Annotated in this window: 12 protein-coding genes; 5 read left to right on the plus strand and 7 right to left on the minus strand. The window is 54.1% G+C overall.

Annotated features, from left to right (window positions below):
• Positions 1-13: 13 nt before the first annotated feature.
• Both flhB and C9I98_RS26950 read right to left on the minus strand, forming a co-directional pair.
• Complete coding sequence (flhB, locus tag C9I98_RS23550) at positions 14-1141, minus strand: flagellar biosynthesis protein FlhB (protein ID WP_036824554.1); 1128 nt, start codon at positions 1139-1141, stop codon at positions 14-16.
• A complete protein-coding gene (locus tag C9I98_RS26950) occupies positions 1138-1338 on the minus strand; it encodes a flagellar biosynthetic protein FliR (protein ID WP_036828848.1) in 201 nt (66 codons plus the stop codon). The genes flhB and C9I98_RS26950 overlap by 4 nt, the downstream gene beginning before the upstream one ends.
• Here C9I98_RS26950 and C9I98_RS23560 point away from each other — a divergent pair.
• The 4 genes from C9I98_RS23560 (at position 1310) to C9I98_RS23575 (ending at position 5119) form a co-directional block, all read left to right on the plus strand.
• Positions 1310-1984 carry an OmpA family protein gene (locus tag C9I98_RS23560; RefSeq protein ID WP_425440732.1) on the plus strand — a complete coding sequence of 225 codons (675 nt, stop codon included), beginning with the start codon at positions 1310-1312 and terminating at the stop codon, positions 1982-1984. The genes C9I98_RS26950 and C9I98_RS23560 overlap by 29 nt on opposite strands.
• A 2-nt stretch (positions 1985-1986) precedes the next feature.
• The gene (gene fliB, locus C9I98_RS23565; RefSeq protein WP_036825983.1) at positions 1987-3180 is read left to right on the plus strand and encodes a flagellin lysine-N-methylase; all 1194 of its coding nucleotides are present in this window, start codon (positions 1987-1989) and stop codon (positions 3178-3180) included.
• Positions 3181-3300: 120 nt separating this feature from the next.
• A complete protein-coding gene (gene parM / locus C9I98_RS23570; RefSeq protein WP_036825981.1) occupies positions 3301-4347 on the plus strand; it encodes a plasmid segregation protein ParM domain-containing protein in 1047 nt (348 codons plus the stop codon).
• Positions 4340-5119: a hypothetical protein gene (locus tag C9I98_RS23575; RefSeq protein WP_036825978.1), complete on the plus strand. Its 780-nt coding sequence runs from the start codon at positions 4340-4342 to the stop codon at positions 5117-5119. Before parM ends, C9I98_RS23575 begins: the two co-directional genes overlap by 8 nt.
• Positions 5120-5212: 93 nt before the next feature.
• Here C9I98_RS23575 and C9I98_RS23580 read toward each other — a convergent pair whose 3' ends face one another.
• The 3 genes from C9I98_RS23580 to C9I98_RS23590 form a co-directional block, all read right to left on the minus strand.
• Positions 5213-6916 (minus strand): sodium:solute symporter family protein, encoded by a 1704-nt coding sequence (locus C9I98_RS23580; RefSeq protein WP_036825976.1) that lies wholly within the window; start codon positions 6914-6916, stop codon positions 5213-5215.
• 10 nt (positions 6917-6926) lie between these two features.
• Entirely contained in the window at positions 6927-7193 is a 267-nt protein-coding gene (locus C9I98_RS23585; protein ID WP_036825969.1) for a DUF4212 domain-containing protein, read from the minus strand.
• Between the two features lie 219 nt (positions 7194-7412).
• Positions 7413-8045, minus strand: a complete 633-nt coding sequence (locus C9I98_RS23590; RefSeq protein ID WP_036825967.1) for a response regulator transcription factor — start codon at positions 8043-8045, stop codon at positions 7413-7415.
• Positions 8046-8226: 181 nt separating this feature from the next.
• Between C9I98_RS23590 and C9I98_RS23595 the strand changes: the two genes are divergently transcribed.
• Positions 8227-9402, plus strand: a complete 1176-nt coding sequence (locus tag C9I98_RS23595) for a GGDEF domain-containing protein (protein WP_036825965.1) — start codon at positions 8227-8229, stop codon at positions 9400-9402.
• A 133-nt stretch (positions 9403-9535) separates the two neighbouring features.
• Here C9I98_RS23595 and C9I98_RS23600 read toward each other — a convergent pair whose 3' ends face one another.
• Entirely contained in the window at positions 9536-11455 is a 1920-nt protein-coding gene (locus C9I98_RS23600; protein WP_107272545.1) for a protein-disulfide reductase DsbD, read from the minus strand.
• A gap of 80 nt (positions 11456-11535) precedes the next feature.
• The gene (locus C9I98_RS23605) at positions 11536-12426 is read right to left on the minus strand and encodes a LysR family transcriptional regulator (protein ID WP_036832740.1); all 891 of its coding nucleotides are present in this window, start codon (positions 12424-12426) and stop codon (positions 11536-11538) included.
• Positions 12427-12878: the final 452 nt, after the last annotated feature.

A 12878-nucleotide genomic window follows, 5' to 3' on the forward strand; every position in this document is an offset into this window, starting at 1 on the left:
CACTCAATTTTCGTTAACGGCGTAATTCCCGAGGAATGGTGACTCGGGGGAATTCAGGCTTGGTTGGCTGGCGTCCTTGCTTGTATTGCTCCATTTGGAACACGAAGGTCAGGACATGGGCGACAGCGACGTATAATGGAGCAGGGATTTCCTGCCACTCGTTGGTTGAGTAGTAAACCGCACGGGTCAACGGCGGGATCTCAACCACAGGGGTATTATGTTGACGGGCAATGCCTTGCATCTGGATGGCGGCATGGTCGACGGCCTTGGCTATCACATAAGGCGCGCCGGCTTTTTCCAGATCGTATTTCAAGGCCACCGCATAGTGGGTCGGGTTGGTGATCACCACATCGGCCTGGGGCACGGTCTTCATCATTTGCTTTTGTGCCATTTGGCGCTGCAGCTGGCGGATTCGGCCCTTAATTTCCGGGTTGCCGTCGGTATTCTTGTGCTCGTCCTTGACCTCTTGTTTGGTCATCTTGAGCTGCTTGGTGTAGTCCCAGCTCGAATAAGGCAGTTCGAGCAAGGCAATGAGTAACAAGGCCAAGCCGTAGCTAAGCAGCCCCAGCCAAAGGAATTGCAATGTTTGGCTGATGGCGCTGTTGAGCGGCGCCCGCTGCATCGAAATGATATCGGTGATGTTGCTGCTGATTAGCCAATACAGCGTGGCAGTGATCAGCCCCACCTTGAGGATACTTTTGATCAGCTCAACCAGTGACTTAAGCGAGAACATCCGTTTGACGCCGCTAATTGGGTTGAGCTTGGAAAACTTGGGTTGGGCCGATTTCCCCGATAGGTTCCAGCCGCCGCGAATAAGGTTGGCGAGCACGGTGATCCCCATCAGCAATGCTAGCATCGGGGCGACCACGACAAGCATGCTCATGGCACTGTCGCCAAGGTGGCTGAGCATCAAATCGGCATCGAACGCGTCTTGCTTCGACAGTGCCATGTTGCGGCGGGTGATTTCCAGCACCATGTCTGCCAATTCGCTGGCGAACGCGCTGAGCAGCAACGCGCTGCCGAGGATCATCAAGGCCGTTACCAGTTCCTTGGAGCGGGGGAGGTTGCCTTCCTCGCGCGCCTTGCGCAGCTTCTGTTGGCTGGGCTGTTCCGTTTTGTCCTGGCTGCTACTCTCGCTCACGGCGTCGCCCCCTCAAGGTTGCGCATCAGTTGCAGGGTTTCGCCGCTAAAGCGGATGAAGTTTTCGGGTAGCCCGGAGTTGGAGATCAGCAGGCACACCAAGCCCAGCAGCATGGTCATCGGAAAGCCGAGGGCAAACACATTCAGCTGCGGCGCGGCGCGGTTCATCATGCCGAACGCACTGTTGACCAGCAGCATGGCGGTCACCGCGGGTCGCGGTAAAGAGTTGAATTCGATGCTCAAGGGTAAGCACCTCACCACCTCGCAACTGGCGATGTTGGCCAAGGAAGTGGAAGAGATGGCGCAGGCACTGTCGGCCAATAGCAACGTGGTGCTGGAAGTGGTGCCGCAGGGCTTAAGAATTTTGCTGCAAGACAGCATGGACAACTACATGTTCCAGCGCGGCAGCAGCACCCTGACGCCGTTTTTCGAAGACATGCTGTACGAGCTGGCGCCGATCCTGGGGCAAATTCGCAACCGCTTGGTGATCAGCGGCCATACCGATAATACCCACTTCCATTCCTCGGCTTACAGCAACTGGGAGCTATCGGGTGATCGCGCCTTGGTGGCACGCCAGTTTTTGGTTGATTCGGGCCTGCCGGAAACGAACGTACTGCAGGTGGCGGCGATGGCAGAGCGCATGCTGCTCGACGAGCAAGATCCGCGCAACGGCCAAAACCGCCGTATTGAACTGATGATCCTCACCCCCGAGGCCGATGCCCAATTGGCGATGCTATTTGGCAAGGGTGGCAGCGGTGCTCCGGAAGGCAAAGCGATTCAACAAGCCCACCAGTATGCCGAGGCCAACCGCCCGGTATCGCGTTTAGAAGCAATGGTAAATTAAGCATGAGACAAATTGAGGTTATCCCGCAGTTCGTGGATACGTTTTCCTGTATTGCCGACCAGTGTGAAGATCACTGCTGTCATGGCTGGAATATCACTATCGATAAGCCGACCTATCGCTTTATGACCGAAAAAAGCGCGTTCAAGGCCAAGTCGCTTGAGGTTATCCAGCGTACGCCGGGCAGTGCGGCCTATGCCAAAATAAAATTGGCAGAAAAGGGTGTTTGCCCGTTCAGGGATAGCCAAGGTTTGTGTGATGTCCATGCCGCCCATGGCCACACCCGCTTGTCGAATACTTGCCAGACCTACCCGCGCTTGAGCCAAACCCGCGGTGATAAGGTTGAGCGTAGCCTGACCCTGTCGTGCCCGGAGGCGGTGCGCCAGGTGTTGCTGAACCCGTCGGCGATGACATTCCGCGAGCAGGAGGTGTTTAAGTCCAACTTTAAACCGGCCCCTTATCGCCGTCCGGCCTACTATGATGCCATTCGCCAGCTGTTTATTGATGTGTTGCTGCTCGAAGAAGTGTCGCTGGAAGCCCGCCTGTTTATGTTGGGGATGGCACTAAAGCAACTAGATGCTCACAAAGACGATATGGATAAGTTTAATACCACCTTGTCTTATTGCATCGAGAAAATAACCAATGGTGAATTTTTGTCCATGTTTAATAATATGGATAGTGCCGTGGAGCTGCATGCGACATTTTTAATTAAGCTATTTAATGTCCAATTGTCTTTGGGTGTGGTTGATAAGCACGAGCTGGTATTGGATCGGATCATGAAAATCCACCAGCAATTAGTATCGACACTCGGCCTGGCCGGTGATGATTTAAATCGCCAGAAAGAAATTTTAATTCAAGGCTTTGACGGTCATTACCAAAATTATATTCAAGCCAACCCCCATGTATGGATCAATTACTTCATCTACGGCATGTACAAACATGACTTCCCAGCCAAGGGAATGTACGAGGTATTTAGCGAACTCGTGATTGATTTCTTCTTGCTGCGAGGGGCGCTAACGGCCATTGCATCAGGCCGGGAGCTTGAGGATAATGATCTTATCCATGCAGTACAAAGCTTCCACCGGGCGCGTAGCAACGGTGTCCGCCTTGAAACAGGCATTAAGGGAATTATTAATAAACACCTTAATGTTGAAGAAGCGATGTTGCCATTAATATTACTTAAGGTCAGTGCCAATTAATTCATAGTTGGTGTTGCCTGTTTAGCTGCTGTTATATTTTTTGAATAAATAACAGTTGGGTTTGTTTTATTTTAAGGCGAAGGTGCTTCTTTGCCTGTTGTTATTTAGTGAGTATAAGTTATGACGGTTTCTGCGTTAACAATTGCAGTTGATGATGGTTCTACCAATGTAAAAGTAAGTTGGATTGAAAATAACCAGCTGAAAACAATTGTTTCTCCAAACTCTTTTCGTAAAGACTGGAAGAGTGCTGCATTGCGTCGTGACAAAAAGGTTTACAACTACACCATTGGCACCACCAAGTACACTTACGATGCGACCTCGGACAAGGCACTGGAAACCACCCATGTTGACTACCAGTACGATGATCTGAACTTGCTGGCTGTGCACCATGCGTTACTGCAAACCGGCCTTGAGCCTTGCGCGGTGACCTTGGTAGTGACACTGCCGATCACCGAGTTCTACAACTCGGAAGATTGCCAGCGCAACGAGGAAAACATCGAGAAGAAGCGCCAGAACTTGATGCGCGAGATCGCCCTCAACAAAGGCGAGCTGTTCAACATCGTCGATGTACAGGTAATGCCTGAAAGCGTGCCGGCGGTACTGTCGACCCTGATGAATTCAAGCTGCAACGAATTCACCCGCTCCTTGGTGGTTGACTGCGGCGGCACCACGCTGGATATGGGCGTGGTGGTCGGTGAGTTCGATGATGTGTCGGCGGTATACGGCAACAAGGAAATTGGCGTGTCCATGGTAACGGATGCAGCCCGCAAGGCATTGGCGTCGGCAGACAGTGATGCCAGCTATCTGGTGGCAAACGAGCTGATCAAGCGCCGCAACGACATGGACTTCGTGCGCGAGGTGGTGAACGACGAGTCGCAGATCGACACGATCCTGACCAAGATCGAGAACAAGATCAACGAGCTGGGCAGTGCGGTCGCCCACGAAGCGAAGAAGTTTGCTAAGAACCCTAACCGTGTTTACTTGGTGGGCGGCGGTGCGTCGTTGATTTACCCTGCGCTTTTGGACGCTTACTCGACACTGGGCGATCGCGTGGTGTTGATCAACGATTCCCAGTCGGCATTGGCGCGCGAGCTATGCATGTACCACGCCGACGAAGCTACGTTCGATGTATCGCCTGAAACCCTAGTTGAGGTTGCTGATGACTAATCAGCTCAAGCGCGTTAACTGCTCGCTGTTTCTCGATCCGGTTAACTCGCCTGCCGACCGCTATGCGGTCGGCATCATGCAGCGCTGGGTCGAAGAGCGCAAGGAGTTGGTGTCCAACCCCAGTGCCGGTACGGCGTTGCATCGCAACCTGCACATGCACAAGGATATCTACCTTTCCGGCCTGTTCTTGCATTTGCTCAGCCCGGCGTTGACCAGCCAGCTGGCTGAAGTGCTGTCGGAAAGCAATGTCAACACGGCAATGCTGGCGCAAAAACTCAAGCAATGTGGTTTGGTGCTGCCAAGCGAGGCGGCGGCCGAACCCGTTCAGCCTGCACCGCTTGAGCTGTCGCCGCAGATCTTGGAGTTGACCTCGGATTTGAAGTCTGAGCTGGCAGCCGTGAAGCAAGAAGTGCAGCATGGCGTGGGGCAGATGATGAGCCAAGTTGAGCTGCAGGCCCAAGCCGAGCGACAGGCGCAAGCGGATGCACAAGCGCAAGCCCAGCAACCAGCAGCGCTTGACCCTGCCTTGTTGCAAGAGACGCTGGCAAGCTTGAAGGCCGATATCGCAGCCGAGTTGAAGCAGCAAAGCCAGGCGGCTGAAATAGCCGAGCTTAAGGCGATGATTTCCGCCCAGAGCCAGCTTATCCGTTCGCTACAGCACAACCAGTCCCAGGCGGCCAACACCGCGCCAGCCAAAGACAAGGCACCGGAAGTTAACCTGAGCGAGCAGATTGCCAGCGTGCAGAAAATCAAGAAGAAAGGCTTGTTCTAAATAAGCTTTGCCGCAATAAGAAACGGAGCCAGGGCGGCTCCGTTTTTTTATGGGCTATGGATTGAACCTATAGCGGTTCTACCTGCTTACCGATTAGTGGTCGTGGGCTTGGCCCGCCCCTTTCGGATAGCGGATTGACTCAACCATATCTTGTACTTCGGTCGGTACTTCGGCAGTGAACTTGTTCACCACAATAGAGACGACGAAGTTCACACACATACCTAGCGTACCGATACCCTCTGGGCTGATACCGAACCACCAGTTATCCGGCGTGCTTGCCGCTGGGTTGATGAACTTGAAGTAGATGATATAAGCCGCGGTGAATACGATACCCGATACCATACCGGCAATCGCCCCTTCCTTGTTCATCTTCTTGTAGAAGATACCCAAGATGATCGCTGGGAAGAACGATGCTGCTGCTAGGCCGAAGGCGAAGGCCACAACCTGTGCCACGAAGCCCGGTGGGTTGATACCCAGGTATCCGGCACCGACAATCGCTACCGCAGCACCGACACGGGCGGCGAGCAGTTCCTGTTTATCGGTCATATCGGGCTTGAAGCCTTTCTTGAGCAAGTCGTGCGATATCGAGGTCGAGATCACCAGTAGCAGACCTGCTGCGGTTGACAGTGCTGCCGCCAGGCCACCGGCTGCCAGTAGTGCAACGACCCAGTTTGGTAGTTTGGCTAGCTCTGGGCTTGCCAGTACGATGATGTCGCGGTTGATGTTCATTTCGTTGCGCTCATCGCCCGAGTAGAACATCTTGCCGTCGCCGTTCTTGTCTTCCCAGCTCACTAGGCCCGTTTTTTCCCAGTTGGTTACCCAGCCAGGTGCTTCGGCTGCTGCCACACCTTTCATGTCTGGGCCGTTGATGGTTTCAATCATGTTGACGCGGGCAAAGGCGGCAACGGCTGGGGCCGTGGTGTAAAGTAGCGAGATGAACAGTAGCGCCCAACCAGCTGAGATACGTGCGTCACGTACACGAGGTACCGTGAAGAAGCGGATAATAACGTGTGGTAGACCAGCCGTACCCACCATTAGCGCGGCACAGATGAAGAATACATCCACCATGCTCTTTGAGCCGTCGGTATAGGCGGTGAACCCGAGTTCGGTCGTCAGGCCGTCCAGCTTGTCCAGTACATAGGTGTCGGTACCCGTGATGGTTGAACCCATACCAATTTGAGGAATTGGGTTACCGGTTACCATGATTGAGGTGAAGATAGCAGGTACCAAGAATGCGAAGATCAATACGCAGAACTGGGCAACCTGGGTGTAGGTGATCCCTTTCATGCCGCCAAGTACCGCATAGAAGAACACGATACCCATACCGATGATGATACCCATGTTGATATCAACTTCTAGGAAGCGGGCGAATACCACGCCAACCCCACGCATCTGGCCTGCAACATAGGTAAAGGAAACGAAGATGGCACAGAAGACAGCTACCATACGTGCAGTTTTAGAGTAGTAACGCTCACCGATGAAGTCTGGCACCGTAAACTGGCCGAACTTACGTAGGTAAGGCGCTAGGCAGAGGGCAAGCAGGACGTAACCACCGGTCCAGCCCATCAGGTAAACCCCGCCGTCATAACCGACGAACGAGATGATACCAGCCATTGAGATAAATGAAGCGGCCGACATCCAGTCAGCTGCGGTGGCCATACCGTTGGCAACCGGGTGTACGCCACCGCCGGCCACGTAGAATTCGCTGGTTGAGCCGGCACGGGCCCAAATGGCAATCCCGATGTATAGCGCAAAGGTGATGCCCACCAAGATAAATGTCCAAGTTTGGATATCCATGAGTAACCTCTTAGTCTTCTTGTACGTTGAACTTACGATCGAGCGCGTTCATACGCACTACATAGACAAAAATCAGGGCAACGAAGGTGTAGATAGAGCCTTGCTGCGAGAACCAGAACCCTAGCTTGAAGCCGCCAATTTGAATGTTGTTCAGGATATCGACGAATAGTACGCCGGCACCAAAAGACACGAGAAACCAGATGGCCAGTAGGGAGCCCATCGTGGCGAGGTTCTCTTTCCAGTAGGCTTGTGCCTGTTCCTTGGATTCAAACGCCATTGTTATCTCCTTTCACGTCGTCATAAATCGCGTTAATAAAATGTTACGCAATGACAATAGCAACGATTGCTCAAGGAAACAGTGCAACTTTAGTCGAGCCAAAAACGGCAAAATCGCCGCAGGAACGGCGATTTTGTGAAGTTTGCTGGTTTTTGTTGATGTTGCGAAAATGTTGCGTTAGCCGAAAGTCTAACGACGAAAAGAAAATAATTTGCCGCGTTACGGGTTGATATCCATCTGCTGGAGCAAAATAACCGCCTGGGTCCGGTTTTTCACTTCGAGCTTGCGGAAAATAGCGGTCATGTGCGCTTTGATGGTGGCTTCCGAGACATTGAGCTCGTAGGCGATTTGCTTGTTGAGCAGGCCGTCGGACAGCATGCTCAATACCTTGTATTGCTGCGGGGTCAGGGCGGCGATACGCTCGTTCAACGCCTTGAACTCGTCGTCGTCCCCTAATCCCTCCGGGAACACCGGCTCGCCGTCCAGTACTTGGTTAAGGGAGCCAATCAGCGCCCGCATGTCGCTGGATTTAGGAATGAAGCCAAATGCGCCGTGGTGTTTGACCTGGCGGATCACATTGGTTTCTTCGCTGGCTGAAATGACCACGATGGGCAGGTCGGGATATTGGTTGCGCAGTTGGATCAGCCCCGACATGCCGTTGGCACCGGGCATTTTCAAGTCCAGCAGCAGCAGATCGACATCCGGCTCTTTGTCGAGTAGGGCAAGCAGGCTATCGAGGGAATCGGCTTCAAGGAGGTTGGCGCCGCTTATCGCCATGTGCACGGATTGGAACAAGGCATTGCGAAACAGCGGGTGATCATCGGCAATTACAATAGTGTACTGAGCGTCCATGGCAGTTACATCTTGTGGTTTTTGATTAAGCTATCACCGGACATAAACCAGATCAATTTGTTAACACCTAAGATCTGAACTGGATCGGCTCTGCGCGAGACAAATTCAGCGTTGAGGTTAAGAAATGTGATTGGGCGGTCGTTTTACCTTAAAGCAGTATGCCCAACAAAGAGTGAACATCATGGCCCCGCCACTAGAGTCCGGAATGGATGGACAAAGTTATTTCGAATGCCAGCAGCACTACCGTCAACGCCAAGGATGGAAGCTGGTCGCTTTTACCTTCTTATTTTTATTCGCATTGGTGGCGCTAGAGCTTTTTGCCGTCCGTCGCGTGGTGCCGCATGTGGCTGAGGACATGGTGAAGCTGATCGCCGGCGGGGTGGCAACGCTGTTGGCCGGGTTGGTGCTGTTGCATCAAGCCTTGCCGGCCATGCAACGATGGCAAATTACCTCATCGGTGCTGGCGGCGGTACTGGGGTGTGGTTGGGCAGGCTTGCTGTTGCTACCGGTGTTTGGCGCCAAGTTGTCGTCTGTGGCGTTGTATACCGATTTGTTTACCACCATTTCGGTGATTGCCTTTTTTAGCTATCGCGGCGCGACCTATTTGGCCGTGCTGCCGGTATTGGCGGCGTGGATGATCTCGGACATGGTCGTGGCCGGCGGCCCGGAACCCTTGGTGGTGATGGCGGTGTTGATCCGGTTGTTGATTGTGGTGGTGGTGCGCGAATACCTGTACTACTGGTTCCAGTCTTCGGTTTGGCATCGTTATGAGGAGCAACGGTTGCGGGCCGAGCTGTCGAATGTCGCCTTGCTTGATAATGTCACCGGGCTGCAAAACAGCCGCCATTTCGATTTGGTGCTGGAGCGTGAGGTCTTGGCGGCACGGCGGCAGAACACCGAGCTGGCGTTGGTGGCGTTCAATATCGACCCGTTGCGCTGGCACAGTATGACCTATGGCCAGAAGGAAGCGAAAACCGTGCTGCGCCGGATCAGCCGAGGCTTGCGCCGGGGTATTTTCCGCCCCCGCGACTTTCTGGCCCGGTTGGGCAGTGACGAGTTTGTAGTGTTGTTGCCGTATACCGACTTGGCGGGGGCGAAAGTGGTGGCAGAGCGATTGCAGCAGCAAGTTCACCTCAGTTGCGACCATACGATTATGGAAAGGTTGAAACGCCCGGTGGCGGTGCGCAGCATGGTGATTGAGTGGTTGCCAACCATGTCGGCGGCGCAACTGCGGCAGAAAATGCGGGATCAGTTTGAATTGCAGCGGGAAACCGAGGCCGACAGCGATGAGATTATCGTGCTGGGTGATACCGCGACAGAGGCAACGGCTGATAAGCAGGCAGAAGGGCGGGAATAACGCCTAGCTAAATAACGTGTTGCCAATAAAACAAAAGCGCCTTGGTGGCGCTTTTGTTTTTTGAGGGGGTAGCTGTTGTGTGCGAGCTAGGCTAGTTCGACCGGATTATCTCGACCAGGCTATTTCGACCTGACTATTTCGACATCAGGCTATGCCCATCCAGGTGCTCAAGGAACGGCGCCGCTTTCATAAACCCGGTCAGGCGTGCCCCTTCCATGCGGTTGCCCTGGCTATCCCAGAAATCGATGGTCGGTAAACCGAGCACGTCCATTTGTTGCAATAGCTCGAAGTCCGTCGGCGTGTTGTTGGTGACGTCGGCCTGCAGCAACACGAATTGCTGGAGTTGTTGGGCAACGGCCGGATCGTGGAAGGTGTACTTTTCGAACTCTTTGCATGCCACGCACCAGTCGGCATAGAAGTCGAGCATTACCGGCTTGCCGCTTGCCTTGGCGTCGGCAAGGGCAAGGTCGAGATCGTCGATGCTGGTCACCCGCTTAAACTCGACATTGACAGTCTGCTCGCTGGTGGCGGCTACCGGGCTGCTGCTACCGGTGATGAGCGGGTAGAGGGGCTGTACCGAGATAAACAACCCGACAATGGCGAGCACCGCCAACGCGCTGCTACGCCAAGAGACCGCCAAGGTGTTTTTGACATGGTAGAGCCAGCCAAATGCAGCAATCCCCAATACCGACCACAGGTACGGCATCCAAGCAGGCGGTAAGATTCGTTCCAGCAAGAACAGCGGGACGGCCAGCAAGACGAAGCCAAAGAAGACCTTCACATGGTTCATCCAATTACCGGCCTTCGGTAGCAGCTTGTTGCCAAACATGGCGGCAAGGATCAAGGGGATCCCCATCCCGATAGCCAGTGCGTAGAGCGCAACCGCGCCGGTGAGTAAGTCCCCACTTTGGGCGACGTAAATCAAGGCGCCAGAGAGCGGGGCGGTGGTACAAGGCGAGCACACCAGGCCGGATATCGCCCCCATGGAAAATACGCCGCCGGTGTTGCCCCCTTGCTGCTTGTTGCTAAGGCCGTTTAGCCAGGTTTGCAGGCTGCTAGGCAGCTGCAAGGTATAGGCGCCGAACATCGACATTGCCAGCAGGACGAACAACACACTCAGGCCAATCAGTATGTAGGGGTGTTGCAAGGCGGCTTGGAACTGCATACCCGCCGAAGCAACCACTAACCCCAGCAAGGTATAAGTCAGCGCCATGCCCTGTACATAGGTAAAGGCAAGGCGGAAGGTTCTGCCGTGGGTTTGTTGGCCGTTGCCAAGCACGATGCCGCTCAGGATTGGGTACATAGGCAGCACGCACGGGGTGAACGCCAAACCGACGCCCAGAGCCAAGAAGACGAGCGGTGTCCACCATTGCTCGGCCAGATCCCCTGCCAGCTTGTCTTGCTGGGACGTCGGGGCGCTGTTGGTGGCAGCAAGTGCCGTCGAAGGTGCTGTTTTGTTGTTAGTACTTACTACGCTGCTGGCGTTGCTTTGAGCACTGTTCTGGTTATTGTTTTCGCTATTGCCATTGGACGCGGCAGAAGACGAGCTGGCATTGATCACTGACGCATCGGTACCTGCCGCGACAGCATTGAGCGGGACGATTCGGATTTCCGGCGGGTAGCAGAAACCGGCCTTGGCACAACCCTGGTAGCGTACCGTCAGGGTGTCGCTATTGGTGGCATTGAGTACCGGGACGCTGAGGGTGAGCGGCTCGGTGTAGATATTCACCTCACCAAAGAACTCATCCTGATAGGGCATGCCATTGGGAATATTGATATGCCCGAGCTCGGCCGTATCGGTCGTGACGGAGAGCTGGTGTTGGTACAGATAGTAGTCGGGCTTAATTTGCCAGTCGAGGTAGACCCGATCGCCCTGCTGGCTGAAGTTGAAGACAAAGGCTTCGTCAACCGGGACGAATTGGTTCTGGTTGCTGGACGAGAGCCCCGGCAGGTTGAATGCCAGTAGCGGCAGGCTGGTGAGCAGCAGCCCGAGTAGCGCAAACCGGTTAAGAAGGCGGCCGCACAAGCCGCGATATCGTTGTAATAATGTCATCTGATCTGGCTGGTTTTTGGGTAGAGTTAGTTTAACTATACTCTTTCAGACCGTGTTGATCAGCGTTTGGTTTCATTTGCTTAGGCTTTTGTTGTCCCGGTGAGCCCATCGCGCATGAAGTCGGTGAAATGACGGATATGGGCGGGGATATAACCGAGGCGCTGGTAGAGCATGTAAATCGGCCGGGGCGGCGAGTACCAGCTGTCCATCATGGTGGTGAGCGTGCCGCTTGCAATGGCATCGGCCACCACGTAGTTCGGCAGGCAGGCAATGCCCAAGCCGTTGATTGCGGCTTGCTTGATACTGTTGAGGTCGGCAATCGCCATCTTGACCGGCGAGTTGAGCCAGACGGTTTCTTTCTCATTGGTAAGTGCCCACTCAAACTCCGGCACGCTGGCCAGGCGGGCATGCTGGTTGATGTCGTCCGGGTGCTGCGGCGTGCCGTGGCTGGCAAGGTAGCTTGGGCTTGCCACCAAGATACGCTGCGATTCGCCGATTTTGGCTGCGGCAAAACTGGAGTCGGGCTGCTGGCCCACCCGGAATACGACATCGTATTGCTCCGGGCTGTAGTCGTGGTGCTGATTGGACAAGTGGGTCAGCGATAGGGTGATGTCAGGGTGCATGGCCAAAAACTGGTTGAACAACGGCATCAGCTGATAGGTCAGCAACCCGACAGGCGCGGAGATACGCAGCGCGCCACGGGGACTGGTGTGGCTGCTGTCATGGAGCTCGGTGGTGGCGGTTTCCAGCTCTTCAAGCAGGGGTTGGCAGCGCTCGAAATAGCTGACACCCAATGGGGTCAACGAGACGTTGCGGCTGTCCCTGATGACCAGCTGGCTGCCAAGGGTGTCTTCCAGCCGCTGCAACCGACGGCTCAGTGTAGCGGGTGGAATATCTAGCGCACTGGCTGCTGCTCTGAAACTTCCGTGTTGGGCAATTGCAATCAGGGTGCGCAGGTCGTCTAACTTCATACCATTTTTGCATCGCTGCATAACGCTTTTACCTCTATCGCCAAACGATCTCTATGGCTACTATTTAAGGGCAGGCTTTCCTGTCTTGGCCTGCTCTGTAGCAAAAAGAGACATGATGCCGGATCCAACGTTGGGATTGACGCTGGACCCGGATATTGAACAACTGCGTCGGGAATCCGCAGCTGTTCATGGTCTTCGCCCTAGGATGGGGCGGAGACATTAAATCAAACCTTTATTTTACCTTCCTTCTCTTATTATTTCCTGAACCTCTGATTGCATAGCACGTTTTTCTTGTGTCGTTTTCTGACGTCTTTTGTCCGTACCATTCCTCTTGTCGTTATTTCCGTTGCACCTGTGCCTTGTTGTTTAATCGTTCTGTGGTTCTGTGGTTCTGTGGTTCTGTGGTTCTGTGGTTCTGTGGTTTGGAGCTCAATGAAATAAAAAAGGCCACC

Origin of the sequence: Photobacterium sanctipauli, assembly GCF_003026495.1 — a bacterium.
Classification (GTDB): Bacteria; Pseudomonadota; Gammaproteobacteria; order Enterobacterales; family Vibrionaceae; genus Photobacterium; species Photobacterium sanctipauli.

Bases quoted from the DNA above. Each gene is read 5' to 3' on its own strand.
- C9I98_RS23590 (WP_036825967.1), bottom strand. From the start codon at position 8,045: ATGGACGCTCAGTACACTATTGTAATTGCCGATGATCACCCGCTGTTT.
- C9I98_RS23595 (WP_036825965.1), top strand. From the start codon at position 8,227: ATGGCCCCGCCACTAGAGTCCGGAATGGATGGACAAAGTTATTTCGAA.
- parM (WP_036825981.1), top strand. From the start codon at position 3,301: ATGACGGTTTCTGCGTTAACAATTGCAGTTGATGATGGTTCTACCAAT.
- C9I98_RS23560 (WP_425440732.1), top strand. From the start codon at position 1,310: ATGCCGAACGCACTGTTGACCAGCAGCATGGCGGTCACCGCGGGTCGC.
- C9I98_RS23605 (WP_036832740.1), bottom strand. From the start codon at position 12,426: ATGAAGTTAGACGACCTGCGCACCCTGATTGCAATTGCCCAACACGGA.
- fliB (WP_036825983.1), top strand. From the start codon at position 1,987: ATGAGACAAATTGAGGTTATCCCGCAGTTCGTGGATACGTTTTCCTGT.
- C9I98_RS23580 (WP_036825976.1), bottom strand. From the start codon at position 6,916: ATGGATATCCAAACTTGGACATTTATCTTGGTGGGCATCACCTTTGCG.
- C9I98_RS23575 (WP_036825978.1), top strand. From the start codon at position 4,340: ATGACTAATCAGCTCAAGCGCGTTAACTGCTCGCTGTTTCTCGATCCG.
- C9I98_RS23600 (WP_107272545.1), bottom strand. From the start codon at position 11,455: ATGACATTATTACAACGATATCGCGGCTTGTGCGGCCGCCTTCTTAAC.
- C9I98_RS23585 (WP_036825969.1), bottom strand. From the start codon at position 7,193: ATGGCGTTTGAATCCAAGGAACAGGCACAAGCCTACTGGAAAGAGAAC.
- C9I98_RS26950 (WP_036828848.1), bottom strand. From the start codon at position 1,338: ATGCTGCTGGTCAACAGTGCGTTCGGCATGATGAACCGCGCCGCGCCG.